The sequence below is a fragment of the Rhizobium sp. 01T444 genome (assembly GCF_056398305.1).
In genome coordinates this window covers 270,476-294,305 of sequence record NZ_JBFTPD010000002.1, presented here as the reverse complement: position 1 = coordinate 294,305, position 23,830 = coordinate 270,476, and the positions used below count along the sequence as shown (strand labels likewise).

The 23,830-nt window shown below is 61.4% G+C and carries 28 protein-coding genes; 19 read left to right on the top strand and 9 right to left on the bottom strand.

Going from position 1 to position 23,830, the window contains the following annotated elements:
* Positions 1-94 precede the first annotated feature (94 nt).
* Both AC1DTN_RS04210 and AC1DTN_RS04205 read left to right on the top strand, forming a co-directional pair.
* On the top strand, positions 95-241 hold the full coding sequence (locus AC1DTN_RS04210) for a hypothetical protein (protein ID WP_439016154.1): 147 nt from the start codon (positions 95-97) through the stop codon (positions 239-241).
* Positions 242-584: 343 nt separating this feature from the next.
* Complete coding sequence (locus AC1DTN_RS04205; protein ID WP_442206853.1) at positions 585-1,268, top strand: hypothetical protein; 684 nt, start codon at positions 585-587, stop codon at positions 1,266-1,268.
* A gap of 18 nt (positions 1,269-1,286) precedes the next feature.
* Here AC1DTN_RS04205 and AC1DTN_RS04200 read toward each other — a convergent pair whose 3' ends face one another.
* Positions 1,287-2,894 carry an FAD-dependent oxidoreductase gene (locus AC1DTN_RS04200; protein WP_442206854.1) on the bottom strand — a complete coding sequence of 536 codons (1,608 nt, stop codon included), beginning with the start codon at positions 2,892-2,894 and terminating at the stop codon, positions 1,287-1,289.
* A 135-nt stretch (positions 2,895-3,029) separates the two neighbouring features.
* On the opposite strand from AC1DTN_RS04200, the gene AC1DTN_RS04195 reads away from it, so the two are divergent.
* A complete protein-coding gene (locus AC1DTN_RS04195; RefSeq protein ID WP_442206855.1) occupies positions 3,030-3,476 on the top strand; it encodes a MarR family transcriptional regulator in 447 nt (148 codons plus the stop codon).
* On the opposite strand, the gene AC1DTN_RS04190 is transcribed toward AC1DTN_RS04195, so the two are convergent.
* Both AC1DTN_RS04190 and AC1DTN_RS04185 read right to left on the bottom strand, forming a co-directional pair.
* Entirely contained in the window at positions 3,460-3,690 is a 231-nt protein-coding gene (locus AC1DTN_RS04190; RefSeq protein ID WP_113322539.1) for a hypothetical protein, read from the bottom strand. The two genes, AC1DTN_RS04195 and AC1DTN_RS04190, sit on opposite strands and share 17 nt — an antisense overlap.
* A 52-nt stretch (positions 3,691-3,742) precedes the next feature.
* Positions 3,743-4,216, bottom strand: a complete 474-nt coding sequence (locus AC1DTN_RS04185) for an Hsp20 family protein (RefSeq protein ID WP_442206856.1) — start codon at positions 4,214-4,216, stop codon at positions 3,743-3,745.
* A gap of 242 nt (positions 4,217-4,458) precedes the next feature.
* On the opposite strand from AC1DTN_RS04185, the gene AC1DTN_RS04180 reads away from it, so the two are divergent.
* The 3 genes from AC1DTN_RS04180 (at position 4,459) to AC1DTN_RS04170 (ending at position 5,760) form a co-directional block, all read left to right on the top strand.
* Positions 4,459-4,794: a hypothetical protein gene (locus tag AC1DTN_RS04180; protein ID WP_439016159.1), complete on the top strand. Its 336-nt coding sequence runs from the start codon at positions 4,459-4,461 to the stop codon at positions 4,792-4,794.
* Positions 4,795-4,805: 11 nt separating this feature from the next.
* Positions 4,806-5,102 (top strand): hypothetical protein, encoded by a 297-nt coding sequence (locus AC1DTN_RS04175; RefSeq protein WP_113322493.1) that lies wholly within the window; start codon positions 4,806-4,808, stop codon positions 5,100-5,102.
* Between the two features lie 133 nt (positions 5,103-5,235).
* On the top strand, positions 5,236-5,760 hold the full coding sequence (locus AC1DTN_RS04170; protein WP_442206857.1) for an AAA family ATPase: 525 nt from the start codon (positions 5,236-5,238) through the stop codon (positions 5,758-5,760).
* A 43-nt stretch (positions 5,761-5,803) separates the two neighbouring features.
* Here AC1DTN_RS04170 and AC1DTN_RS04165 read toward each other — a convergent pair whose 3' ends face one another.
* From AC1DTN_RS04165 to AC1DTN_RS04155, 3 genes are all read right to left on the bottom strand, one after another.
* The gene (locus AC1DTN_RS04165; protein ID WP_007815323.1) at positions 5,804-6,586 is read right to left on the bottom strand and encodes an ATP-binding cassette domain-containing protein; all 783 of its coding nucleotides are present in this window, start codon (positions 6,584-6,586) and stop codon (positions 5,804-5,806) included.
* Positions 6,579-8,834 (bottom strand): ABC transporter permease, encoded by a 2,256-nt coding sequence (locus tag AC1DTN_RS04160; protein WP_442206858.1) that lies wholly within the window; start codon positions 8,832-8,834, stop codon positions 6,579-6,581. Before AC1DTN_RS04160 ends, AC1DTN_RS04165 begins: the two co-directional genes overlap by 8 nt.
* A 98-nt stretch (positions 8,835-8,932) precedes the next feature.
* The gene (locus AC1DTN_RS04155) at positions 8,933-10,015 is read right to left on the bottom strand and encodes a substrate-binding domain-containing protein (RefSeq protein WP_113322496.1); all 1,083 of its coding nucleotides are present in this window, start codon (positions 10,013-10,015) and stop codon (positions 8,933-8,935) included.
* 374 nt (positions 10,016-10,389) lie between these two features.
* Between AC1DTN_RS04155 and AC1DTN_RS04150 the strand changes: the two genes are divergently transcribed.
* Both AC1DTN_RS04150 and AC1DTN_RS04145 read left to right on the top strand, forming a co-directional pair.
* Entirely contained in the window at positions 10,390-10,638 is a 249-nt protein-coding gene (locus tag AC1DTN_RS04150; protein WP_113322497.1) for a type II toxin-antitoxin system ParD family antitoxin, read from the top strand.
* Positions 10,635-10,925 (top strand): type II toxin-antitoxin system RelE/ParE family toxin, encoded by a 291-nt coding sequence (locus AC1DTN_RS04145; RefSeq protein WP_439016164.1) that lies wholly within the window; start codon positions 10,635-10,637, stop codon positions 10,923-10,925. Before AC1DTN_RS04150 ends, AC1DTN_RS04145 begins: the two co-directional genes overlap by 4 nt.
* Positions 10,926-11,145: 220 nt before the next feature.
* Here the strand turns inward: AC1DTN_RS04145 and AC1DTN_RS04140 are convergent, their stop codons facing one another.
* Both AC1DTN_RS04140 and AC1DTN_RS04135 read right to left on the bottom strand, forming a co-directional pair.
* Complete coding sequence (locus AC1DTN_RS04140; protein ID WP_442206859.1) at positions 11,146-12,339, bottom strand: peptidase M14; 1,194 nt, start codon at positions 12,337-12,339, stop codon at positions 11,146-11,148.
* 177 nt (positions 12,340-12,516) lie between these two features.
* Positions 12,517-13,272, bottom strand: coding sequence for an SDR family NAD(P)-dependent oxidoreductase (locus AC1DTN_RS04135; RefSeq protein ID WP_477920018.1), 756 nt, complete (start codon positions 13,270-13,272; stop codon positions 12,517-12,519).
* A gap of 201 nt (positions 13,273-13,473) precedes the next feature.
* On the opposite strand from AC1DTN_RS04135, the gene AC1DTN_RS04130 reads away from it, so the two are divergent.
* The 6 genes from AC1DTN_RS04130 (at position 13,474) to AC1DTN_RS04105 (ending at position 17,625) form a co-directional block, all read left to right on the top strand.
* Positions 13,474-14,070, top strand: coding sequence for a L,D-transpeptidase (locus tag AC1DTN_RS04130; protein WP_113322500.1), 597 nt, complete (start codon positions 13,474-13,476; stop codon positions 14,068-14,070).
* A gap of 266 nt (positions 14,071-14,336) precedes the next feature.
* Positions 14,337-14,459 (top strand): hypothetical protein, encoded by a 123-nt coding sequence (locus tag AC1DTN_RS04125; RefSeq protein WP_007815309.1) that lies wholly within the window; start codon positions 14,337-14,339, stop codon positions 14,457-14,459.
* A 159-nt stretch (positions 14,460-14,618) separates the two neighbouring features.
* Positions 14,619-15,203 (top strand): hypothetical protein, encoded by a 585-nt coding sequence (locus tag AC1DTN_RS04120; protein ID WP_442206861.1) that lies wholly within the window; start codon positions 14,619-14,621, stop codon positions 15,201-15,203.
* 60 nt (positions 15,204-15,263) lie between these two features.
* Positions 15,264-15,851 (top strand): protein-S-isoprenylcysteine O-methyltransferase, encoded by a 588-nt coding sequence (locus tag AC1DTN_RS04115; protein ID WP_439016167.1) that lies wholly within the window; start codon positions 15,264-15,266, stop codon positions 15,849-15,851.
* 113 nt (positions 15,852-15,964) lie between these two features.
* A complete protein-coding gene (locus AC1DTN_RS04110) occupies positions 15,965-16,750 on the top strand; it encodes a hypothetical protein (RefSeq protein ID WP_442206862.1) in 786 nt (261 codons plus the stop codon).
* Positions 16,747-17,625 (top strand): SDR family NAD(P)-dependent oxidoreductase, encoded by an 879-nt coding sequence (locus tag AC1DTN_RS04105; protein ID WP_442206863.1) that lies wholly within the window; start codon positions 16,747-16,749, stop codon positions 17,623-17,625. The genes AC1DTN_RS04110 and AC1DTN_RS04105 overlap by 4 nt, the downstream gene beginning before the upstream one ends.
* Positions 17,626-17,689: 64 nt before the next feature.
* Here AC1DTN_RS04105 and AC1DTN_RS04100 read toward each other — a convergent pair whose 3' ends face one another.
* Complete coding sequence (locus AC1DTN_RS04100; RefSeq protein ID WP_442206864.1) at positions 17,690-17,977, bottom strand: hypothetical protein; 288 nt, start codon at positions 17,975-17,977, stop codon at positions 17,690-17,692.
* A 177-nt stretch (positions 17,978-18,154) separates the two neighbouring features.
* On the opposite strand from AC1DTN_RS04100, the gene AC1DTN_RS04095 reads away from it, so the two are divergent.
* From AC1DTN_RS04095 to AC1DTN_RS04075, 5 genes are read left to right on the top strand one after another with little or no spacing between them, the layout of a single operon-like run.
* On the top strand, positions 18,155-18,844 hold the full coding sequence (locus AC1DTN_RS04095) for a CerR family C-terminal domain-containing protein (protein WP_442206865.1): 690 nt from the start codon (positions 18,155-18,157) through the stop codon (positions 18,842-18,844).
* Positions 18,841-19,848, top strand: coding sequence for a secretion protein HlyD (hlyD, locus tag AC1DTN_RS04090; protein WP_442206866.1), 1,008 nt, complete (start codon positions 18,841-18,843; stop codon positions 19,846-19,848). The genes AC1DTN_RS04095 and hlyD overlap by 4 nt, the downstream gene beginning before the upstream one ends.
* Positions 19,845-21,590: an ATP-binding cassette domain-containing protein gene (locus tag AC1DTN_RS04085; RefSeq protein WP_007815295.1), complete on the top strand. Its 1,746-nt coding sequence runs from the start codon at positions 19,845-19,847 to the stop codon at positions 21,588-21,590. The genes hlyD and AC1DTN_RS04085 overlap by 4 nt, the downstream gene beginning before the upstream one ends.
* Positions 21,587-22,711, top strand: coding sequence for an ABC transporter permease (locus tag AC1DTN_RS04080; protein WP_007815294.1), 1,125 nt, complete (start codon positions 21,587-21,589; stop codon positions 22,709-22,711). The genes AC1DTN_RS04085 and AC1DTN_RS04080 overlap by 4 nt, the downstream gene beginning before the upstream one ends.
* A gap of 1 nt (position 22,712) precedes the next feature.
* Entirely contained in the window at positions 22,713-23,825 is a 1,113-nt protein-coding gene (locus AC1DTN_RS04075; RefSeq protein ID WP_477920014.1) for an ABC transporter permease, read from the top strand.
* The last annotated feature ends 5 nt before the right edge of the window (positions 23,826-23,830 follow it).

Here is a 23,830-nt window from a genome sequence, read left to right as displayed (position 1 = left end):
GGTACTCGCCGCAGTTGCCGATGCCGATGGTTTGGGGAATACTCGTGCTCTGGCCCTGAAGGCCTGCGCGGTGACTGATAAGGGGGACAATGTCATGCCTGTAAAATACCTTTTGGCCGCGGTAACGATCGCGCTTCTGAGCCTTTCAGGGTGCGCGACCACCGGCACCGGCGGCGACAACACGACCTACGCAACTCCACTGGGGATTGGTCCCGTTCGCGGCAATATCGGTGGCTATTAGTAGCTGCTGATTTCCATTGAGAGCTGATCCACCGATGGGTTCGGGAAACCGGCCTGTCGATCACAGTTTTCGAACCCTGTCTGGTTAGAGCAATTCCAGCAAAAGTGCATAGCGGTGTTGCGTCCGGAATTGCGTAAAAACAAAGAGATAGAGTGGTTCCACACCCGCTTCTGGCTGTCTGCGGCTTCGCTTGAGCGGCAGGTCCGACAAGTGTCTCGGCATAGGGGCCGTAGTTCTCCCGCAGCAAATGATGGATATATGCTGCTAGAGGGAAACATTCGTAAAGCTCTGTCGCCGCGACAAGGTGAAGAGCTGTCCAGAAGCGGAGCCTGGGATTGCTTCAATGGTACATGACGTGAGCGCGGGGCGCCGCCAAAACACCGCCGGTCTGCGCCGGTTCCTCGACCTTGAGCAGCAGCGCGATTGGATGCACGGTGAGACGATCCTGCACGATGCCGACGAGCGCTCGGAGTCCCTGGAATTGCGTCTCAAGTACGTCCCCAGGTTTGAGAAGCTGCTGCGCCGGCCGCAGGCACAAGCGGTTCTGGACATTGTCAGGCGCTACGGGAGCGACTGCATTCCGATCCCGCGCCGGACGGAGCGGGACTACTGGTCGGTTTCCTGTCTGCCGTCGACACCGGGCAAAGCCCTCGTTCGCGTCAATGCGAGCTGGATGGAGCTCTTCTCGCTCTATGCTGATGATGAGGACATCCGCGCGCTCTTCCTGGTGCATCTTTCCGATTTCACCACCGACCACTCGCTCGATCACGGCCAGGTGGACGAGGATTTCCTCGGGTCCTGTGTCATGATGCCTGATGACGTCAGCTATTTCTTTCCCAGGGGCGAGGACATTTTCGGCGTCAAGGTCCGCGGCTTCTCCTCAATCGGCAAATTTCTCGCCACACCCCTTGCGTTGCAGGCTATCCGGGCATTCAACCTGACGCACATGAACCGTGGCCGGAACGCCTATCAGGCGAGCCACTGTTACAGGCTGGCGGATCACATGCTGGGCGACGACGGACGTTGAGCAATTGAGTTCAGCAGGTCATCGACACACGCCCTCGAGGTGGTCGACACGCATACCGATCCCATCCAGAACTTGGACAAGCCGGCCTTCGATGTCGATCTCCGCGCTTGGCGCACGCCACGCAACGAAGCCGTCGGGGCGAACCATCACGGCGCCGCCATCGCCCACGCCATAAGCGTGAGGCCAGCGTTCTTCCGGGTCGCCGAGATCGCCGTGCGCGCCGAAGACATGGCAAGCGAGCGGGATGCCGCCGTCCTTGCGCAAGCGATCCGCCGCAGCGCGCCAGTTCGCATCGTTTGCCAGCAACACGAAACCGCGTCCGAACAGATCCAGCGTCGAGAGCCTTTCGCCTTCACGCTCGATGACGAGATGCGGCGCGCGGGTGCCGGGAACGCCGGCGAGTTCCGCGACCGGTTCGAATGACCGGTCGCGAGCGGCAGCCTCGAACACCAATGCGCCGGCGTCGTAGCGCTGTCCGAACACGACATCGTAGTCATCCACGATGGCGACGGCAGGCGGCAACCGCCCCGCAGGGTCCTTGAACCATTGCTGCAGACGGGCGAGCGCCTGCGCCAGCGTTGCGGCGATCACCGGCCGGCGCTCCGCGTCGTAGCTGTCGAGCAGGCTGGCATCCGCCTCGCCGCGAACGACCATCGCGAGCTTCCAGGCCAGGTTGTGCGCATCGTGGATGCCCGAATTTCCCCCGAATGCGCCGGTCGGTGGCATGAGGTGCGCAGCGTCGCCGATCAGGAAGCAGCGGCCCGCACAGAAACGGTCTGCAACGAACGCCGCCATCTCCCAGGACCGCGCATCGACCAACTCCGCCTGGACGCCGGATCGGCCGGCCGCTTTTTCGACGAGTTCCCGGCAACGGTCGCGGTCGAAGTCCTCCGGTCGCTCGCCCCTTTCCGGAAAATATTGCAACGCCAGCAGCCAACGCCCGCCTGGACGCGGCGTGATGGTGGCGTTGAGATCGCTGACGAAGCAGGAGGTGAGCGGCCTGCCATCGATCTCGGGAGACAGGTCCGTGTCGAAGATGATGCTCATCCAGTGCTGCAACACGCCTGGGCCCTTCCGGTCGATACCGAGCTTTTCGCGCAGCGTGCCATTGGCGCCGTCAGCGGCGATCAGATAGTCGGCGACAACAGTTTCCTCCTCTCCGGTTTCGCGATTGCGGATGACAGCACGAACCGAGGCGGGGTCCTGCTCCAGGGATGAAAACTCGGTATTGAAGCGAATGTCCGCGCCGGCCCTCTCCGCGTAATTGCGCAGGATCGGTTCCAGCACATGCTGGTCGCAGGTCGCGGGCTGTGTGGGACTGTAGGGCCTGGCGTCAGGCCATGCAGCATCGCTCCATCGAATATCCGGATCGGCAAGGTTTCTTGCCCGTGCAATACCGCCGCCCTGCTGGTCGCCGGTGCGTTTGGCGCGGATTTCCGTCTCCAGCCCGAGACTGCGGAATATCTCCATGCTGCGCGGCGAGATGCCGGTGAACTTATACTGGATCGAGGTGCCAGCATGACGCTCCACCACCATGCAGCCGACACCCTGATGGGCAAGGAGTGCAGCGGCCGTGAGGCCGTTCAGGCCGCCGCCGATAATCAGAACCGGGATATGCGTGCTCATGCGTTTCTCCTATGTTTGGGACACGACAGGTCCGCTCCCGGCAAAGCCAGGCTGCAAATGGAGGTTTATTACTTTGATTGACAAAAATATTTGATGACTCAAAATATGTCAAGATAGCAGCACCGGAGCCGAGACATGACACCCCCTCGCGATGCGCCCAACCTTGCCGATGAGGCCTGGCGCTTGATGTTCAACTTTCTGATGGGTTCGGCGCCGCAGCGTCTGGCTGCGCAGCAGAAATATGGGCTGACGCCGAACGATTCCCGCGCCCTTTTCTCGCTCGGCGCGGACGGCAAGCCGATCGGGGCATTGGCGCGCGAATGGGGCTGCGATCCCTCGACCGCAACATGGCTGGTAGACCGGCTGGAGCGATCCGGCCTGGCCGATCGCATTCCCTCGCCCAGCGATCGACGTGTGAAGCTCGTGCGGGCAACCGAAAAGGGGACTGAAACGAAGACCGAATTGCTGGCGGCCTATCATCGGCCGCCGCCGGAACTGGCAAGCCTGTCGGCAGACGATCTGGAGGCGCTCGTCAGGATTTTCGGAAAGCTGCACGCCGAAGGCACTATACCGCGCGGTTAAAGAGCCCCCGCGCGGCTTCCACTATGATACGCAGATGCTCCGGGTCGCGCACGCCTTGCCGATAAAGCTCGACGGTGATTGCGGCAATGCGCGCGGCTTCTTCGGAAGCCTTATCGACGCCCGCCTCTTTCAGAAGCGTGTCGAAAACGGGCTGGCACGCGGAAAGATCGCGGGCGTCGAATGGCTGCGGTTTTCGGACATCGATGGTCTTCATGTCGTTCAAAAGCCGGCGCCGTCGGTGGCGCCGGCTCCTCCCTCCCCTCCGATCAAGCGACGTTCTTTTCGCCCTCGATCATCTGCATCGGCGCCTCGGAACCCTCGGCGCTGCCGATCGCGATCTTGCGCGGCTTCATCGCTTCAGGGATCTCGCGCTTCAGCTCGATCGTCAGAAGGCCGTTCGTCAGCGACGCATTCTCGACCCGAACATGATCGGCAAGTTCAAAGCGCCGTTCGAAGGAGCGGCCGGCAATGCCGCGATGCAGGTAGTCGCCCTGCTTCTCCTCCGCCTTCTGACCCTTCACGATCAGCACGTTGCGTTCCTGGGTGATGTCGAGGTCGCTGTCGGCGAAACCTGCGACCGCCATCTGGATGCGGTAGTCGTCCTCGCCGGACTTGACGATATCGTAGGGCGGCCATGTGTCGATGGCCTGCAGACGCTGCGGATTGTTCAGAAGGTTGAACACACGGTCGAAGCCGATGCTCGAGCGGTAGAAGGGTGCGAAGTCGAATTCGTTTCTCATGACCAAATCCTCCGTAAAGCGAGTTGGAAAGGAGACGCGTCGGAAACTGCGTCCCCGGCTTCCGGCCCCCTTTGGGCTGCCGGCGAATATCGATTTGGTTTGGCTTTTTTTGCCTTTCAAGAGGCTTCGAAAATTTTTTTGAACGTTCGGCAGCGGCCCACTTGAACGCCGAAAACAGCGAAACAATCTCTTATCCGCCTGGAGATTTTCCTCAACCGTCGAAAGTTTTTAGGAGATCCAACATGACAATCGAAGGCAAGACGACAGCCGGCCCGGCCAATGTCCTCGACGCCATTTCGGCGTCGCATATCCTGCATCCCCATCGGCACTTTTCCCATCCGGACGAAGTGGTTGTCTCGGACACGATGACGACCGAAGAGAAGCGCGCGATCCTCGCCTCCTGGGCATCCGACCTTCACGCGGTCGAATCCTGTCCCGAGTTGCGCCATCCTCCGGGTGTCGCCTGCTCCATCCGCTACCAGGACATCCTTTCTGCCTTGAAGGCCCTGGATGGCAGCCGGCGGGATTTCGCCATGAGAAGGCAGACCCGCAAGCCGGTCTGCACCATGCTGGAATAAGGGAGGGCGGAATGCGACAGAAGGCGTCACAGTCTCCATCCGCTCCGGAAGGCAACCCGATCACCGACAGGCTCGTTCTCGCGTCGAGATATGCGGAATGCCTGCGCCGGCTCTCGCGCTCGGCCGACCGGCTGCGCCACGGCGATCTCGGCGAGAAGCTGATGGAGATTGCCGGGTGCATGGACCGGATGAGCTACGACATCGCGATCAACGATGCGGGCGTCGAAATCCTGAGGCGCGCAGCACGCCTCATCGGCACGGTGGAAGCATTGGTCGACCGCAAGGCGAAGGCATCGATCCTGCATTGAACGCGCTTAAGCAGCGCTGGATGAATGCGCGGCGCTGCCGGGCTTCCGGTTCATGCAAGCTCTTGGAATCGCGCGTCGGAAATCCGTTACAATTCCGCGCCATAAGGTCTGCGGTTCACCGAACGAGAGCGAAATGGGCGTCAGGAACTATTTGATCGAAGGCGTTTCCGGAACCGGCAAGACCTCGGTCGCCACCGAATTGCAGCGGCGCGGTTATCACGTCATTCATGGTGACCGCGAGCTTGCCTATCGAGGCGATCCCCATACGGGTGAACCGCTGGATGGTTCTCGGCATGAGCAGAACGATGTGGCCTTTGTGCAGAGGCACCATCTCTGGCATGTCGACAAAGTCAGGTCGCTCGCGGTCGATAAAAGCCACCCGATCTCCTTCTTCTGCGGCGGCTCGCGGAATTTCCATCGCTTCATCGATCTGTTTGACGGGGTCTTCGTTCTCGATGTCGATCCGGACACGCTGAAGAACCGGCTCGCCGGCAGGGCCGAAGACGAATTTGGCGGAAAACCGGCCGAACGGGACCTGGTCCTGCGCCTGCATGCGACGAAGGAAGACATTCCCGGGAATGCGACGACCATCGACGCCACCCGGCCGCTCGCCTCCGTCGTCGACGATATCCTGTCGAAATGCGCTGAGATCAGCTGAGGGCCGCAATGTCCGCTCTGGCGCAAGCGGAGCGGTCGAGCGATCAGATCTTTCTCGCCTCGTCGGCTGTCCGCGCGCTCTCTCGCGTGCCGGAAACGATGATCTCCAGCACTTCATGCTCGTCGGTATTCCTGATGTAACGATCGCCGACATATTCGCCGCGCTTGAGGACCATGACGCGATCGCCCACGGCAAAAATATCGACCAGGCGGTGTGAGATGATGATCTGGGCGACGCCCTGTCTCTTCAGTTCCAGCATGGTTTCGAGCAGCCGTTCCGTCGCCATCACGGAAAGGTTGGCGGTCGGCTCGTCGAGGATCACGACGCGCGGCTCGAACGAGATTGCGCGGGCGATCGCGACGGATTGCTGTCGGCCGCCCGACAGACTTTCGACCTTCTGATAGACGGAGTTCACGTCGACCTTGAGCCGCTTCAGCACGCTGTCGGCTTCCGCATACATCTTCCGCCTGTTAACGAAAGGGCCTTTGAGCGGCCAGCGGCCAAGGAAGATGTTCTGGCCGACATCCATGTTGCCGCAGAGCGCGAAATCCTGGTAGATCATCTCGATGCCGACGCCGCGGCTCTCGTGCGGGCTCTTGAACCGCACCGGTTGCCCGGCAACGAGGATATCACCCGCATCGCGCTGGTAAGCACCGGTCAGGATCTTCATGAGCGTCGATTTGCCGGCGGAATTGTCGCCGACCAGGCCGAGAATCTCACCGGGATAAAGCGTCAGATCAACCTTGCGAAGCGCCTGCACGGCCCCGAAGGCTTTTTCGATGCCCCGCATTTCCACGATCGGCGCGGATGGTGTCGCCTCAGCCATGACTGCTGTCCCCTGTTGACGCCCCTCTTCTCAGCCGGGCTCGCAGGCGTCCGAAAATATTGGCCTGGCGCACCCATATATCGATCAGCACCGCGACGATGAGGATGACGCCGATAAAGACGTTGATCCAGTGCTGCGGCATGCTGAACCCCTGGACGTTGAGTTGAAGCAGTGCGCGGACGAGCGTGATGACAGCGGCACCCGCAAGCGAACCGATCATCGTGCCGTAACCGCCGAAGATCGATCCGCCGCCGATGATGACGGAAGCGATCGCATCGAGCTCGCGAAACTGGCCGGCGACCGGGTTGAAGCTGCGGAAGTAGGCGACATTGATGATCCCGGCCATGGTTGCGCAGAGCGCCGACAGCATGAGCGAGATGAAGCGCACGCGGTTGGTGTTGATACCGGCATAGGCTGCGGCGCGCACGTTGCCGCCGGCCGCACAGACCTTCAGCCCGAACGGCGTATAGGCAAGCACGATACCGGCGATCACGGCGATGAAAAACATCCAGATCGTCTGGACGCTGACGACCTCGGCGACCGAGCGAATGATCCCCGGCGGCAGCGCAAGGCCGAAATGCAGGAGAACGTCATTCACCTTGCGCCCGAGCAGGTTATAGCCCTCGGGCCAGCCGGTCAGCTGTTGTCCCGCGACGAACCAGGCGGCGAGCCCCCGGGCAATGTAGAACATGCCGAGCGTGGCGATGAAGGCAGGCAGTTTGAAGCCGACGACGACCATGGCGTTGACGGCGCCGGCACACGTCCCTGCAAACAGGCCCATCGCCACGGCAGTGAGCGGGTCGGCGCCGAGCACCTTCAGGAAATAGGCCGCCGTGCTGCCGGCAAGGGCAAGCACCGCGCCGACGGAGAGATCGATATCGCCGGCTGCGATGACATAGGTGAGCCCGACCGTGATGAGGGCCAGTTCCGTGTAATTGAGCAGGATGGCAAAGGTATTGGGCAGGTTCCACCAGTAATCCGGCCTGAGCGCGAGGCCCGTCAGCCACAACACGACGGTCAGGATGATGGCCAGTGCGTCGCGGCGGGCGAGAAACTTGCCGAGCCCGGTGGCAGACAGCGCCATGTCGGCCGCCATCGCCCCCTTGGTCTGGACACCTTCGATCGCCACGCCGCCCATCTCATAGGCCGGCGGGGGCGGCCGGCGGCGCAGCCATGCCCATAGCCGGGCCGCAACCTGGCGCCGGATAAGGAAGGGCTCGATCAGCACGGCGATGACGAGAAGAAGACCCAGGAAAACCAGCACGGCGCCGGCCGGCAGGGTGAACTTGGCGCCGACTGCGATGCTTTCACCGTCGATCACGACGATGCGCGTGATCGGCCATCCCTCGCGCAGCACCTTGTCGATCAGCACGACGACCGCAGCACCCAGGCAAGACCCGATGACGCGCCCGCGCCCGCCCAGGATCGATGCGCCGCCGATGACGACGGATGCGATAACGGTGAGTTCCCAGCTGACACCATAGAGAGGGGTGACACCCTTATCCTGCGCGGCCGACAGGAGAGCTGCAAGGGTCGCGCAAAGCGAGGAGAGCAGATAGGCGCGAATGCGCACCCAGCGTGTGCGAATGCCGGCATAGACCGCCGCCTGCTCGTTTCCGCCGGTGGCGAAAGTCTCATAGCCCCAGCGGGTCTTGGCAAGCACAAGGGCCCCCACCATGGCGATGAGGAAGAAGATCGCGATCTGGTTGTTGAAGCCGAGGATATTCGTCTCTCCCAGGTGGAAGAACAGCGGATGGTCTTTCGCCTTGTCGGAATAATAGATTGCCTGACCGTGCGTCAGCGCCAGCACGAAGCCGCGACCGATGAAGAGGATCGTCAGCGTCGCGATGAAGGCCGGCACTTTCAGGACCGTGACGAGCACGCCGTTGATCAGGCCGATCGCTGTGCCCAAGAGCACGCAGAGGATCGCCGACTGGATCATGCCGAAATCGAGAAAGCTCGGGGAAAAAAGCCTGGCGAAGACGACGGCGATCAGACCGTAGGTCGAACCGACCGAAAGATCGAGATCCCTGTTGACGATGACGAAAGTCATCCCGACCGCGATGATCCCCACACGGGACGTATCGCGCAGAAGCGCGTGAAGGGCCTCTGTCGATCCGAAGAAGGCCGGATTGACGATGGCCCCGCCGAAGTAGAGCAGCGCAAGAAACATGAGGAGCCCCGCCTCCCAGCCGCCGACGAGCTGGGGCGGCGCACGGCCGAGCGATGTCGTCGTGGCGGGCTCCATGAGTTTCTACCGAATGAGTTCTACCGACCGATCCTTGCTTTGACGTGGCGGGACGGCTCGCACCCTCCCGCCTTGATTTCAGACGTTTCGAACGGCAGTCAGTTCTCGAAGCGCTTGCCGACGTTGGCGACCGTTTCCTTCGTCACGAGCTGGGCACGCGTGTCGAGATTGGCAGCTGCGATACCGCGATCGATCTGGAGATAGAGCTGCATGACAGGCCAGAAGCCCTGCAGGAAGGGCTGCTGGCCGAGCGAGCCGGTCAGATTCCCCGCTGCGATGCCTTCCTGCTGTGCCGGGCCGAGATCGAAACCATAAGCGCACAACTTGCCGGTCTTCCCCATCTGGGCAACCGCCTTGACGAGCGGCGGCGTAAAGACGTTGTTGGCTGTGAAGGCGCCGACCACGTCGCCGCGGGACTCGAAGAGCGAAACAAGTGCATTGACGGGGTCGTTCGGGTTCGTGTCGATGCCGACATTCTCCGGACCGGCGTCAACCTTGAAGGCATCGAGCTTGCCGGCGTCCTTCAACGTCTTGACGATGGCATTGAAGGCGGCGGTGACACGGTTGTTCACCTCGATATTGCCCATCGCCGTGGAGGACGGCAGCACGATCGAGCCGCTGGTCGCGCCACTGGCAAGCACGCAATTTGCAAGCGCCTCGCCGCCGATTGCCGCCGCCGACGCATCCTGGCCGGTGTGGCTGATCGCGCTCCGGTGCAGAATGTTGCCGTCGAACGAGTTGGTCGTCGCGATCGGGATGCCGGCCGCCTCGGCAGCCTTGACGATGTCGTTATAGGCGCCGACCTGCGGCGTCGTCATGATGATGCCGTCGATCGTCGGGTCCTGAATGATCTGGTTCAGGATCTCGAGCTCGCGGGCGGGGTCGTCCACCGGCGATTCTGAACCGAGCAGCAATATCTTGGCACCGATCATATTGCCGGCGACGGTCGCGCCGACATAGACAGGGTCAAAGAAGCCGTTGCCTGCCGTATGCGTTACGATCGCGAAGGTCAGATGACCGTCAGCCGAATGGAAATCCTTCGTGCCGGGGGCCTCTTTTGCGGCTTCCTCGAAGTTGTAGCCGCCAACCGCTTTCTCGACGCCGCCCGACTGCGCAAATGCATGCGAGACACCGAGCGATAGTATCGCGGCTGATGCCGCGTAGAACAATACCCGCCTCATGATTGGTCCTCCCTTGAAACCAAGGGAGGAAAGCCGTCGGGCGCAATGTATCGAGAGTGGGGCCGAAGGCTTATCCTCCCATTTGCTAATATTCTGCGCAATTCCGACCCAAGTAAACGGATAAGTTGATCATCCCGGCGAATTTGTTTGCTTTGGAAGCATCCGATAACCGATTTTGATTGGCAGGCATCTCTTTGATCGTGCGGTTTCTGCGCTCGACCTGACCATTGGGTGAGCGCCGCCCGTCCATTCGGATGCACAAAGGACGATTTTGGGGCCGATGCTGGAGGGCTGCACGCATCGCCGGTTGCCATCTTTCAAATATTGGCAATCCTTGCCAAAATATGCCATTCTATCCAAGTGAGGTGATTGATATGGCAACCATGAATGTTTCCCTTCCCGACCCGATGAAGGAGTGGGTGGAAGCCCAGACCAGGACGGGGCGCTACAGCAACGCAAGCGATTATGTCCGTGATCTGATCCGGCGCGATCAGGAGCGATCGGACAAGCTGGCAGAGCTGCAGCGGCTTGTTACCGAAGGTTTGGACAGTGGCGTCAGCGACCGCACGAAGGAAGATATTCTCCAGGCTGCGCGTGAACGGTTGGCCGCCAGCCGGGCATGAAATACCGCACAACCTTTGAAGCGGATCGGGATATAATCGATATCTACGTTCTCGGCGCCGAACAGTTCGGCGTCGCGCAGTCCGAGCGATATGTGGACGAGTTGTTCGGCACGTTCGAATTGCTTGCCGATAATCCGCAAATGGCCCGGGAGCGCCGGGAACTGAACCCGCCCATGCGGCTTCATCCCTATCAGGCACACATGATTGCCTACACAATCCGGGAGCACGGCATTCTGATTGTTCGCGTCCTGCACGGTCGGCAGGATTGGCAAGGTCTTTTCAGCTAGGAACCGGCAGGAATCGTGTGTCCTCAATCAGGCTCCTGATATCACTTCCCCTATGCCGCCCCGCATAAAGCGGAAGCGCCGCTAGCGATAACGCCATCGCCCGCCGACCGCGGTTACGCCATGCATACCGCGAGAAAAAAAGCGCAAGCGGCGAACGGATCAGCAAAGACAGGCCGTAGCGCAATGCTGGAATGGTGCCGGATCGCCGCGTGACCGCGGATTACTCGGGATAGGCCTCAGCGCCCTCCAGCGCCGCCTTGTGGAAGAGGATGAAGACCAGGGGGTTGCCGGGCTCGGACATTGCATCACTGCGCTGGCCCGTTATCTCTCCGGCCACGGCGCTCGTATATTCCGCGACCACTTCGCCGAAGCTGTTGCGCTGGATGGCCACCTTCTGTCCGGGTTCGACCTTGTCGTTGAGCTTGACCAGATGCTCGACGATCCCGCCCTGGGTTGCCAGGATCGGGAATGCACTGTTGCCGACGAAGACATTCACGTCCTTGCCTGTCCGGCCCATCGGCCCGGCAACGATGCCGTGATGCTTGAGGACGTTCATCGTGCCTTCCACGAACAGCGCGATCATCTCGATGTCCAGAACGCGGGCTGCGCCGATCTCCGGCGTAAAGGAGGGGATGCCCTCATCCATGAACGCGTTGTGCAGGACACCGGGATAGACATGGTTGTCGAAGATCTGGCCGACGGGATAGAGCTCCACCATGGCCTTGACCTCGGGCACATCCATGCCGCCAATATTGAATGCGGTGACTTCGAACCCGGTTGTTCCGGTGTGGAAGTCGATCGCGAAGTCGGCGTTCGGCCGCAGCAGCCGGTTGAACAGCAGCCCGGCATGCCGGCTGGGCGCGGAGGCACCGTTCTCGTTCCCCGGCCATTCCCTGTTCATATCGATCAGATCTACGCCCCTGCCCTGATTGGGCCACCTGCGCTGCATGCTTTCAAGGGCCGGGCGTGCCACGTCGGTGACCGCCATGACCGTGCCCGACATCTGCGCCGGATCGAGCTGGTTCATCACGGTCTGGACCGTGTGAATATTGCTCATTTCATCGCCATGCACACCGCTGGTCAGGATGCCGCGCTTGCCCGGCTTTGCCCCCTTGGCGACCGTCACCGACACGTACCAGTGCTGCCCCGTGGGCATCTGCGCACCCTGAAAATACAGGAGGTGCTTCTGCCCGGGCTCCAGGTCGTCGACGTCGAGCGCGCTGACGACCTTTTTCCCCTGGATGACATCGCCGGTATAGACCGTTCCCGAGGCTGGATTGGCAGCGGGTTTCGCTGCGTCCTGGCCATTCGCAGCACCGGTGCTGACGGCCAGGGCAGCCGACGCGCCGACCGTGGCAATGGATGCGATCAGGAGATCGCGGCGATCGATGCCCTTCTTCGATTTGTCCGACATGATGGAAGCCCTTTGTGTTGAGAACAACGGCATGTACATCGGTCGCGAGAAGCCCGCGCAACTTCAATCTAGGGTAAGCTGCCGAACTGGCAAGCTTGGGTAATTCCCGCAAACCTTTGCCGGGCTATGAACGGACAACCTCCCGAAAGCTCACATCTAGAGCCTTTCCTGGTTACTCTAGTGAGCAGTATAGGCCCCATCCACCAGGTAATGAGCGCCTGTAATGAAGCTCGCCTGCTCGGACAGCAGGAAGCTGACGAGATTGGCGACCTCGTCCGGTGTCCCTCGCCGGCACATTGGCTGCAGCGCCGCCATCCGCCTTGTGCTCGCTGCTTCCAGATGCTCCGACAGGAGTGGCGTGTCGATCCAGCCGGGACCGACAGCGTTTACCCGGATTCCATATCGTGCATATTCTATTGCGGCGACCTTCGTCAGTCCGACAACGCCGTGCTTGGCTGTGGTATAGGCGGCCGCGGTCGGMAAGCCGACGGCCCCAAGGGCCGACGACATGTTCACGATTGCCCCCCCGCCCGATTTCAGCATCGCGCCGATCTCGCATTTCATGCAGTAGAAAACGCTGTTCAGATTGACGTTCATCAATCTGTGCCAATCGTCGAGCGGATAGTCTGCGACCGCTGCCCGCACGCCATCGACCCCGGCATTATTGACGGCGAGATTGAGACCGCCACATTCCTCGACGGCAAAATGGACAAGCCTCTGCACGGCCTCGAAATCGGTCACATCGACGACAAAGGCGCGGGCGCGCCCGCCGTCCGAAGTAATTTCCGCGGCAGTCTTGTGTGCAGCATCCTCATTGAGATCGGCAACGACGACCTCGGCACCCTCGTTGGCGAGCTGCCGGGACACGGCAGCCCCGATACCGGAGCCCCCACCCGTCACGATCGCGACTTTTCCTTCCAGGCAAAGTTTCATCGCTTCCTTCCATTCCCGTATTCTAATACTCTTGCAAAACGAGTGGCCAAGGCAAGGAGATTCGTGAATGATCAAAATGCATACTATTACAAGTTGCRAAGCTTGTCCGCCTGCCAGATACGCAATTCCACAGAAGCGAATGGGCCGGAAATGAGCCCGCTGCTGACCGGAAAACATCGAAGCTGACGAGGGTAGGTGGAAATGAACGAAAGGGCAGCAGTCACGCGCCGGGGCCTCGTATTGGGCAGCCTGGCACTGATGCTTCATGGATGCAGTACGACATCGGATGGCCCGCCGCTGGGCTACCGGGTTTTGGGAAGGGATCCGGATGCCGATCCCCGCTATCGCCGGCAGGAAGTGGCCTATGACGGAGGCGAGCCGCCCGGCACCATCGTCGTCGACACGGGCGCACGCTATCTCTTTTTCGTCGAGGACGGCGGCGTTGCCACGCGCTATGGCGTCGCCGTTGGCGAGGAAGGCTTAAGCTTCAAGGGCGAAGCCACGATCGGCCGCAAGGCGGAGTGGCCCTCGTGGAAGCCCACCGACGACATGATCGCGCGCAAGCCGCGGCTCGCCCAGTATGCCGATGGCGTGCCGGGAGGACCGGACAACCCGCTGGGGGCTGCCGCCCTTTACCTCTACCAGGGCGGCCAGGACACGCTCTTCCGGCTGCACGGAACCAATGCGCCCTGGTCGATCGGTCATGCAGTGTCGAACGGCTGCATTCGCCTGACCAATGCAAACATCGTCGACCTCTATTCCCGCACCCGGGTGGGAACGCGTGTGGTCGTCATTTAAAGCATGTCGCGCAAAAGTGTGCCGCGGTTTTGCGATAACGACATGCGAAAACAAAAGCCTGAAACGTGGCAAACGGATCTGAAAGATCGCGGCGCGCTTCAGTGCCGTTTACCATGTGAAATTACGGGGTTGGCCACACCGGTAAGTATCTGCTAATGTAGATTCGTTGCACATTGCATCACTCCCGCACTGTCCAAGGTGCCGATTATCGTCAAACTTTGAGGTGCAGCTCTTTCAGGCCTGCACCAGGATGAGGAGAGGACTTAATGAGCAGAATTTTATTCGTGATCCTAGCAACGCTTGCGGTGGCCAATCTGAGTGCCTGCGGGTCGATTGGTAAAGGCAAGGGGAAAGCTCCACCGCCTGCGGCAACGGCCGTCTACAAGTAAAATTCGCATGAACTTAGGAAGGGCTCGATAGGCCCTTCCTCTCTCTAACATCCTAAAACGGCCAGGATTGATCCCGCCTGCCATTCAGGACGCAGGAACGGCGCATCAGCTGGCATCATCAGGCCTGCATTCGCAGGAGCCTGCACATGGAGCGTGTTGATGGCGCTTGGAAAAAGCCGCTTGTGCTTGATCGCCATTTTGGCGGTTGTGGTATCATCGTGTCAGTCAGAAGACAAAGCCCCCCAGCCACGTTTTACATCCGATGCCCGTGACCTGAAGAAACCGGGCACGACTCAAGACCAGGCAGGACGGCGTTTCATCGAATTCCGCTCGCGTTATGCGCTGACCTACGGTCACACCTATGTCGTCTTCGGCAGCGCCGACAAAAACGGAAGAATGATCAATCCCGATGTTGCGGGACTTGCCCCGGCTTCGGAAGATGCCGCGCCCTATGTCATCGGCCACTTCATTCCCGTCCCCGCCACGACAGGCCCAACGGATGGCGACCTCGAAGAGCAGTACCGCTCGGCAAGCTGGCGCGTGATGCTGACGGATGCCGAATATGACGACACGGTCGCCTATATTCGCAAGCTCCAGGCACGCAGCCGTCTCTGGGAAGCGACCGTCTACAATTGCAATGCCTTCGTGGCCGATATCGCCAAGCATATGGGGTATAAGACGCCCGGCATCTGGCTTCGCCCGCAGCAATTCATTACAAATCTGCGGGAGATGAATACGGGTTGATAGAAAAGCAGGGCGATCCCGGAAAACGGATCGTGGAAAGGTTCTGGTGCCGATTTGAACTTGTCAGTTCACACCATTGGCGAGATCGTCTGGGTCCTCGGAATTATCGCATGGTACGTCATTCGATATCCATTTGAGCGCCGCGGCAAACGCGTGCCCGTCGTCAGCAGCCAGCGGAGCGTCTCGGAGAAGATAGCCCTTGCGGCGGCTCTCGCGGGGCTTGCGATCGTGCCCGGATTTTACGTAGCGACAGGCATCCCGAAAGCTGCCGACTACCCTGCCCACCTGTGGGCGGTCGTGCTTGGGGCCGCCATCTTCGCGCTCGCCATGTGGGTCTTTCGCAGAACCCACAAGCAGCTGGGACGAAACTGGTCCATCACGCTGGAAATCCGCCAGAAGCACGAGCTGATATCATCAGGTCCCTACGCGCTGGTGCGCCACCCCATGTACACTTCCTTCATGCTGATGGGCCTTGCCCAGGCTTTCCTCCTGTCGAACTGGGTGGCGGGTCTCGCAGGCCTTATCGGCTTTGCCGTGCTGTTCTTCCTGCGGGTGGACAAGGAAGAGCGTATGATGATGGAGGTTTTTGGTCCCGAGTACCGCGCCTATATGGACAGAACGAAGCGGATCATCCCTTATCTCTATTAGAGCAATTCCAGCAAAGTGTGCAGCGGTTTTGCGTCCGCAATTGCGTGAAAACAAGGAGATAGAGCATTTCCGTGTTTCGAGGAAAAACGGAAAGGCTCTAGGAGGAGGGCACGATGAGGGGACGGACAATCAGGCTTTCGCCCGCAAGGCGGCTTGTCGGAGATCTCATGCGATTTTCGATCGGCATCCCGCGCGTCACCGTGCAGCGGCAGATGAATATCCGCCCGCTGCTGGATGCCCGAAGCGCCTGCGATCCGCGCCCGTCATGGACCGTGCTGTTCCTGAAAGGCTATGCGCTGCTTTCGAAGGAGACCCCGGATCTCCGGCGCGCCTATATCAAATTCCCGATTCATCAGCTCTACGAATATCCCGAAAGCGTGGCCTCCATCGCCCATGAGCGCGAGCATGAGGGCGAGCGGATCGTCCTCCTGAGCAAGATAAAGGGACCGGAACAGCGCCCCATTCCCGAGCTGGAAAAACTGATCCGCGACGCCCGCTCGCTGCCGATTGGCGAGATCAAGGACTTCCGGCGTTCGCTCAAACTTGCCCGGGCGCCTGCCCTGCTCCGCTGGTCCATGATGTGGCTCGGGCTCAACCTGGCAAAACGGCGTGGGCACTATTTCGGCACGTTCCAGTTCTCTGTCTATTCCGGCCTCGGCGCCGAATCCTTGAACCCCCTGACGCCGCTCACCACGCTGCTGAACTATGGTCCGATCGATGCTGACGGCTCTGTCACCGTGCGCATCCACTACGACCACCGCGTCATGGATGGCGCCAGCATCGCCCGGGCATTGGAGCGGTTCGAAAAGATCCTGAACGGCGAGGTCACCGACGAGGTCAGGGGGTTGCCGCAGGCGGAAAAGCCCGCCGGCATATCGATTGCAGGAATTGCCCCATGAGCGAAAGCGCCGAGCAGCGCTTGGCTGTCGTCGTTCTCGGTGCATCCCGCGGTATCGGGCGGGCCATTGCCAAAGTCGCCGCGCGCGAGGGCAATATCACCGTGCTCGTGGCGCGCTCCGCCGAAGGCCTTGCGGCCGCCGCAGCCGAGATCAAACAGGCGGGCGGCGAAGCCTTCACGATTGAACTCGACCTCGCCTCTGCGGATGCATCCGCCCGGCTGGAATCCTATCTCGCCGAAAATGGATTGACCTGCAGCGTTCTGGTTAACAGCGCCGGTTATGGGCTGCGCGGCGCGGCAACCTCCCTGCCCGCCGAGGATCAGCTTGGGATCATCGACGTCAACATCCGCGCGCTCGCCGACATGACCCTTCGCTTCCTGCCGGGCATGGTGGCGCGCCGCAGCGGCGGCGTCATCAATCTCGGCTCCGTCGCCGGTTTCACGCCAGGCCCCTACATGGCCTTCTATTACGCCAGCAAGAATTTCGTGCGCGCCTTCTCGACCGCCCTGCATGAGGAAGTCCGCCGCTTCGGTGTGACGGTAACCTGCGTCGCCCCCGGCCCTGTCTCGACCGACTTTCTGGAAAAATCCGGCGCCGACCGGGCCGCCCTCTTCAAGGTCCTACCCAAGCTCGATGCCGATTATGTGGCCGAGCAGGCATGGCGCGGCTTCAAGTCCGGCCGCTGCCTCGTCATTCCAGGCATCTCCTCGAAGCTCGCCGCCTTCATCGCGAGGATCTTGCCGACAGCGCTGGCCCTGCGCCTCATCGGCCGGGCTCAACGCCGCAAAAGAGACCCGAGCCCCCATCGGCCGGAAACGAGCCCTGCGGCACCGGCCCGTAAACCGGAATCGGCCTTCGGAAAGCCCGATGTCTAGGCTCAGAAGGCGTCCTTCGTGCCTGAGAATGGACGCGCAGCGCTTCGGCCGAGGTTGGCCGGGATTAGGGCTGGTCGTCGCTGCGCACGAAAACCTGCTTTGAATGATCAGGCTGATCGGCCTGCGGTGGCTCTCGGCTGATCCGCAGCCACCAGACCGCGCTCATATGCGGCGCCGTCAGTTGTCCGTCATGCGGCGATGGTTTCACGACCTCGTTCTGAATGCGATCGCCTTTTCCGGGTGCAATATCGTCAGCGCAAGCCATGGTCACAGGAAGAGCAAGAGCCGCGCTCGCGAGGAGCGCTCTCCAGGCATGTCTTGCAGCGCTTGGCATGACGGGCCGGTTTCTCATCAGCCCATTCAGCCAGAATATTAGCCTTTACGGAAGTACGAAACGGTAAATGCGCCGGCAGTAAACGTAAATATACTGACGGTTCGCGCCCGCAACCCTCATACATATCAGGACGGGCCGAGCAAGATAAACATTCATTCGATTGACTGAAACTTTCGTTGGGGCTATACATGAGACATGACTGATGAACAAAACCAACCGAACCGCGCCGAAATCACCCGGGAAAAGCTCCTGTCCGCGGCGCTCGATGTCTTCGGCCGCTATGGCTTCGACGGCACCTCGACGCGCCAGCTCAGCGAAGCCGCCGGCGTCAACCTTCAGGCCATTCCCTATTATTTCGGCGGCAAGGAAGGCCTCTATGTCGCGACGGCAGAATATCTGGTCTCGCGCATCGACCGCCATGTCGGCTCCCTGCGCCAGCAGATCGGCGCCCATTTCATGGCGCTCGAGGCTGCGGGTCGGACACTGAGCGAAGAGGATGCGCGACGCCTGCTGACGGAGATGGGCGCGACCATGGTCAGCCTTTTCGTCAGCAAGGAGTCCGAGCCCTGGGCGCGCTTCATCATCCGCGAGCAGATGGAGCCGACCGAGGCCTTCGCCCGTGTCTATCAGGGCCTCATGCGCCCGATGATCGAAATGGCGCGCCGCATGATCGGCACCATCCTGCAGGAAGACCCGGCCAGCGAGCATGTGCGGCTGCGCACCCTCGCCTTCGTCGGCAACATCATGGTCTTCCGCGTCGCCCATGCGGCCGTTCTCGCCCAGATGGAGTGGCAGTCGGTCGGGTCAGAACAACTCCAGACCCTGCGTAACCTCGTTGCGGAGCTTGTCGGCCAGCTGCGTCAGGCGAAAGGAAATACAAGATGAGACGGATCCTCCCCCTTGCCATCCTCATTCTCGTTGCGGCGGGCGCTGCCGCCTGGTGGTACGGCCTGCCCCAGAAGCTCGGCTGGCTGCCGGAACGCACCAAGGAATTCGCGCTCTATGGCAATGTCGATATCCGCCAGGTCTCTCTCGGTTTCCGCGTCGATGGCCGGCTTGCCTCGCTCGCCGTCGATGAGGGCGACATGATCAAGAGCGGCGATGTGCTCGGCAAGCTCGACGTCGCACCTTTCGAAGCGGCTGTCGCCTCGGCGCAAGCCAATGTCGCCGCCCTGCAGGCGACGCTCGACAAGCTGAAGGCCGGTCCGCGCCCGACGGAGATCGCCCAGGCGCAAGCCTCCTATGATGAAAGCCTGGCTGCGCTGCGCAATGCCAATATCGCCTATGACCGCGCCCGCCAGCTCCGCCCTCAGGGCACGATATCGGAGGCGAACCTCGATCAGGCGACCGCCAATCGTTCGATGGCGGCAGCACGTGCGGATTCCGCCAATGAAGCGCTGAAACTCCTGCAGGAGGGCAGCCGCGTGGAAGACATTGCCAATGCCGAGGCGCAATTGAAGGCCGCGCAATCTGCACTGGTCTCCGCCCGCATCTCGCTTGCTGATACCGAACTGCGCGCGCCGAATGACGGTGTCATCCTGTCGCGCGTGCGGGAACCCGGCGCCATCGTTTCGCCGGCTGATACGGTCTATGTCCTCTCCCTCACGCAGCCGGTCTGGGTGCGCAGCTATGTGGCGGAAGGCGATCTCGGCCGCCTGCATCCCGGCATGAAGGTCGAGGTCACCTCCGATACTCGAGCCGACAAGCCCTATGAAGGCACGATCGGCTTCATTTCGCCGGTCGCCGAATTCACGCCGAAATCGGTCGAGACGCCGGAGCTTCGCACCGATCTCGTCTATCGCCTGCGCATCGTCATCGACAAGCCCGGCCCGGACCTGCGCCAGGGCATGCCGGTCACCGTGCGCTTTCCCTCGCTGGCCGCACAATGAGCGCGTCTCCCGCCCCAAAGGATGAAGCGCTGGTGCGGCTTGCCGATGTAACCAAGCGCTTCAGCGATGGCCCGCCGGCACTCGATGCCGTCTCCGGCGAGGTGAAGGGCGGCGCGATCACCGGCCTCGTCGGCCCCGACGGCGCCGGCAAGACGACGCTGATCCGACTGATGACCGGCCTGATGATGCCCGATAGCGGCACGGTGGAGGTGCTGGGCTTCGATACGCAGAAGAACCCGGCCGCCATCCAGGCCTCGATCGGCTACATGCCGCAGCGCTTCGGCCTCTATGAGGATCTGTCGGTTCAGGAAAATCTCGATCTCTACGCCGATCTGCGCGGCCTCCCAAAGGCCGAACGCGCAGCCTCCTTCGAGGAACTGCTGACCTTCACCGATCTCAAGCGCTTCACGACGCGGCTTGCCGGTAAGCTCTCGGGCGGCATGAAACAGAAGCTCGGCCTTGCCTGCGCACTGCTGAAGAAGCCGCGCCTGCTGCTGCTCGATGAACCGGGCGTCGGCGTCGATCCGATCTCGCGGCGCGACCTCTGGAAGATGGTCGAGAACCTGACGCAGGAAGGCATCGGCGTGCTCTGGTCGACCGCCTATCTGGATGAGGCAGAGGCCTGTGATCACGTTCTGCTGCTCAATCAGGGCAAGCTGCTCTTTTCCGGCAAGCCGCATGACCTGACCGGCCGCGTGGAAGACCGCGTCTTCAAGGTATCGGGCGTGACGGGCCGCAGGCGGCAGGTGCTGGCCGAACTGCTGCAGACAAAGGGTGTCATCGATGGCGTCATCCAAGGCGATGCCATCCGCCTCGTCACCGGCAAGGATGAGACGCCTGATATCGGCGGTGCCGGCGGTGAAGCAAAGCTCGCGCCCACCCCTCCCCGCTTCGAGGATGCCTTCATCGATATGCTCGGCGGTGGCCCCGGCGGGCGCTCGAAACTCGCCGAAGCGCAAGCGGCGCCAAGCGAGATGGGTGATCGTCCCGTCATCGAGGCGCATGGCCTGACCAAGCGCTTCGGAGATTTCACCGCTGCCGACAAGATCACCTTCGATATAAGCCGCGGCGAGATCTTCGGCCTGCTCGGCCCGAATGGTGCGGGCAAGTCCACCACTTTCAAGATGCTCTGCGGCCTGTTGAAGCCGACGGAGGGCGAAGGCCGTGTTGCCGGCTTCGACCTGCGCAAGGATGCCGCCGAAGCGCGCAACCAGCTCGGCTACATGGCGCAGAAATTCTCGCTCTATGGCGATCTCACCGTCATGCAGAATCTCGAATTCTTCGCCGGCGTCTACGGCCTCTCCGGCAATCGCCGGCGCGAGCGCATCGAGTTGATGACCGATATATTCGATTTCGGCCGCCACGCGCGCCATTCGGCCAAGGACCTGCCGCTCGGCCTGAAACAGCGGCTGGCGCTCGCCTGCGCCGTTATGCATGAACCGCGCGCCCTCTTCCTCGACGAACCCACATCAGGCGTCGATCCGATCACGCGGCGCGAATTCTGGACCCATATCAATGCACTCGTCGAAAAGGGCGTCACGGTGCTCGTGACGACGCATTTCATGGACGAGGCCGAATATTGCGACCGCATCTCGCTGATCTATCGCGGCCGCTCGATCGCGCTCGGCTCGCCCGATGAGCTGAAGGCGCGTGTCGCCACCAGGGAGCAGCCGGACCCGACGATGGAGGACGCCTTCATCGCCCTTGTTCAGGAGTCGGAAACGGAAGGGGAAGCCGCGTGAGCACCTCTTCCCGCATCCGCCGCTTCGTCGCCCTCGTGCGCAAGGAAAGCTATCAGGCGATCCGTGATCCCAGCACCATTCTCATCGCCTTCGTGTTGCCGCTGATCCTGCTCTTCCTCTTCGGCTATGGCGTGTCGCTGGATACGACCCGCACCCGCATCGGCCTCGTGCTGGAACAGGCCACACCCTTGACGCAGGACCTCGCGGCAAGCTTCCAGGCCTCCCGCTATTTCTCCGTCACTGTTGGCCGCGACCGGCGCATGTTCGAAGAGGATCTCGTTCTCGGCAATGTGCGCGGCATCGTCGTCATCCCCGCCGATTTCACGACAGACTATGCCGCCGGCAACCACCCGCAGATCCAGGTTCTCGTCGACGGTTCGGACCCGAATACCGCCAATTTCGTGCAGAACTATGCGCAAGGGACCGTCGCCAATTGGGAGCGGCAGCGGCAATCCGAGACGGTGGCCGCCGGTCCGCCGATCTCCATCGAGCAGCGCTTCTGGTTCAATCCGGAGCTCACGAGCCGCAACTTCCTCGTCCCCGGCTCTATCGCCATCGTCATGACGCTGGTCGGCACGCTGCTCACCTCTCTCGTCGTCGCCCGCGAATGGGAGCGCGGCACGATGGAGGCGGTGATGGCGACACCTGTAACATCTGCCGAGCTGCTTGCCGGCAAGATCCTTCCCTATTTCCTGCTCGGCCTCGCCTCGATGACGCTCTGCGTGCTGCTCGCCGTATTCCTCTTCGGCGTGCCGTTCCGCGGCTCGGTCGCAGCGCTCTATGCCCTGTCAGCCGCCTTCCTGATCCCCGCGCTCGGCCAGGGCCTGTTGATCTCCACGGCAACCAAGAACCAGTTCCTCGCCTCGCAGATCGCGCTGATCACGGCCTTTCTGCCGGCCTTCCTGCTGTCGGGCTTTCTCTTCGAGATCAATTCCATGCCCGCAATCATCCAGTGGATCACCATCATCGTGCCGGCCCGCTATCTGATCCCCAGCCTGCAGACGGTGTTCCTGGCAGGCGATATCTGGCCAATGTTCGCCCGCTCCATCGCCGTCATGCTCACGATCGGCGGCATCATGTTTGTGCTCGCCGCCCGCAGCACCAGAAAGAGGATCGGCTGAGATGTGGTGGACCCGGCTGAAGGCCCTCATCGTCAAGGAACTGCTCGCCGTGATGCGCGATCCCAAGGGACGCTTCGTGCTGATCGTGCCGCCCCTCATGCAGCTCCTCGTCTTTTCCTATGCGGCGACGCTTGAAGTGCGCAATGTCGATGTCATGGTGCTGAACCGCGACAGCGGTCATTGGGGGCAGGAACTGATCCAGCGCATCCAGGGCTCCCCGACCTTCCGGCGCATAAAGACCACCGATAACCAGACCGATATCCGCGAGGCGATCGACGGCCAGTCCGTGATTGCCGCAATCGAGATCGGCCCGGATTTCTCCCGCAACATCGAGGCCGGTATCCCCGCTGATCTGCAGATCATCCTCGACGGGCGCCGCTCCAACGCTTCCCAGATCGTCTCCGGCTATCTCACCCAAATCGGCATGACGCTTTCGACTGAGACGCCGGCAGGCCGGCGCGCCATGGCGAAGACGGTCGCGACCGTGCCGCGCAACTGGTTCAACGCCAACCTCACCTATCAATGGTTCATGGTGCCGAACCTGATCGCCAGCATCGCCTTGCTCATCGGCCTCATCGTCACAGCCCTCTCCATTGCCCGCGAACGGGAACTCGGCACTTTCGACCAGCTGATGGTCTCGCCGCTGCGCGTCCATGAAATCCTGATCGGCAAGCTCATTCCGCCAATGATGATCGGCCTCTTCCACATGACGCTTTATGTGCTGGCGGCGATCTTCATCTTCGGCGTGCCCTTACGCGGCTCGCTCTTCCTGCTCTATGGCAGCTCGATCTTCTATCTGGGTTCGGTGGCAGGCCTCGGCCTCTTCATCTCGGCGCTCTCGATGACGCAGCAGCAGGCGATCCTCGGAGCCTTCCTGTTCATGGTGCCGGCCATGCTGCTTTCGGGTTTCGCAACCCCGATCGAGAACATGCCGGACTGGCTGCAGCCCGTGACGATTGTCAATCCGCTACGCTATTTCCTCATCATCGTCAAAGGCGTCTTCCTGAAGGATATTCCGGCCGCCGAGGTGCTGAACCAGACCATTCCGCTGGCGCTGATCGCCTGCGCGACACTTGGTGCTGCCGCCTGGCTATTCCGCCGTAGGCTGGAATAGCGCGC

Bases quoted from the DNA above. Each gene is read 5' to 3' on its own strand.
- AC1DTN_RS04210 (WP_439016154.1), top strand. From the start codon at position 95: ATGCCTGTAAAATACCTTTTGGCCGCGGTAACGATCGCGCTTCTGAGC.
- AC1DTN_RS04205 (WP_442206853.1), top strand. From the start codon at position 585: ATGGTACATGACGTGAGCGCGGGGCGCCGCCAAAACACCGCCGGTCTG.
- AC1DTN_RS04200 (WP_442206854.1), bottom strand. From the start codon at position 2,894: ATGAGCACGCATATCCCGGTTCTGATTATCGGCGGCGGCCTGAACGGC.
- AC1DTN_RS04195 (WP_442206855.1), top strand. From the start codon at position 3,030: ATGACACCCCCTCGCGATGCGCCCAACCTTGCCGATGAGGCCTGGCGC.
- AC1DTN_RS04190 (WP_113322539.1), bottom strand. From the start codon at position 3,690: ATGAAGACCATCGATGTCCGAAAACCGCAGCCATTCGACGCCCGCGAT.
- AC1DTN_RS04185 (WP_442206856.1), bottom strand. From the start codon at position 4,216: ATGAGAAACGAATTCGACTTCGCACCCTTCTACCGCTCGAGCATCGGC.
- AC1DTN_RS04180 (WP_439016159.1), top strand. From the start codon at position 4,459: ATGACAATCGAAGGCAAGACGACAGCCGGCCCGGCCAATGTCCTCGAC.
- AC1DTN_RS04175 (WP_113322493.1), top strand. From the start codon at position 4,806: ATGCGACAGAAGGCGTCACAGTCTCCATCCGCTCCGGAAGGCAACCCG.
- AC1DTN_RS04170 (WP_442206857.1), top strand. From the start codon at position 5,236: ATGGGCGTCAGGAACTATTTGATCGAAGGCGTTTCCGGAACCGGCAAG.
- AC1DTN_RS04165 (WP_007815323.1), bottom strand. From the start codon at position 6,586: ATGGCTGAGGCGACACCATCCGCGCCGATCGTGGAAATGCGGGGCATC.
- AC1DTN_RS04160 (WP_442206858.1), bottom strand. From the start codon at position 8,834: ATGGAGCCCGCCACGACGACATCGCTCGGCCGTGCGCCGCCCCAGCTC.
- AC1DTN_RS04155 (WP_113322496.1), bottom strand. From the start codon at position 10,015: ATGAGGCGGGTATTGTTCTACGCGGCATCAGCCGCGATACTATCGCTC.
- AC1DTN_RS04150 (WP_113322497.1), top strand. From the start codon at position 10,390: ATGGCAACCATGAATGTTTCCCTTCCCGACCCGATGAAGGAGTGGGTG.
- AC1DTN_RS04145 (WP_439016164.1), top strand. From the start codon at position 10,635: ATGAAATACCGCACAACCTTTGAAGCGGATCGGGATATAATCGATATC.
- AC1DTN_RS04140 (WP_442206859.1), bottom strand. From the start codon at position 12,339: ATGTCGGACAAATCGAAGAAGGGCATCGATCGCCGCGATCTCCTGATC.
- AC1DTN_RS04130 (WP_113322500.1), top strand. From the start codon at position 13,474: ATGAACGAAAGGGCAGCAGTCACGCGCCGGGGCCTCGTATTGGGCAGC.
- AC1DTN_RS04125 (WP_007815309.1), top strand. From the start codon at position 14,337: ATGAGCAGAATTTTATTCGTGATCCTAGCAACGCTTGCGGTGGCCAAT.
- AC1DTN_RS04120 (WP_442206861.1), top strand. From the start codon at position 14,619: ATGGCGCTTGGAAAAAGCCGCTTGTGCTTGATCGCCATTTTGGCGGTT.
- AC1DTN_RS04110 (WP_442206862.1), top strand. From the start codon at position 15,965: ATGAGGGGACGGACAATCAGGCTTTCGCCCGCAAGGCGGCTTGTCGGA.
- AC1DTN_RS04105 (WP_442206863.1), top strand. From the start codon at position 16,747: ATGAGCGAAAGCGCCGAGCAGCGCTTGGCTGTCGTCGTTCTCGGTGCA.
- AC1DTN_RS04100 (WP_442206864.1), bottom strand. From the start codon at position 17,977: ATGAGAAACCGGCCCGTCATGCCAAGCGCTGCAAGACATGCCTGGAGA.
- AC1DTN_RS04095 (WP_442206865.1), top strand. From the start codon at position 18,155: ATGACTGATGAACAAAACCAACCGAACCGCGCCGAAATCACCCGGGAA.
- hlyD (WP_442206866.1), top strand. From the start codon at position 18,841: ATGAGACGGATCCTCCCCCTTGCCATCCTCATTCTCGTTGCGGCGGGC.
- AC1DTN_RS04085 (WP_007815295.1), top strand. From the start codon at position 19,845: ATGAGCGCGTCTCCCGCCCCAAAGGATGAAGCGCTGGTGCGGCTTGCC.
- AC1DTN_RS04075 (WP_477920014.1), top strand. From the start codon at position 22,713: ATGTGGTGGACCCGGCTGAAGGCCCTCATCGTCAAGGAACTGCTCGCC.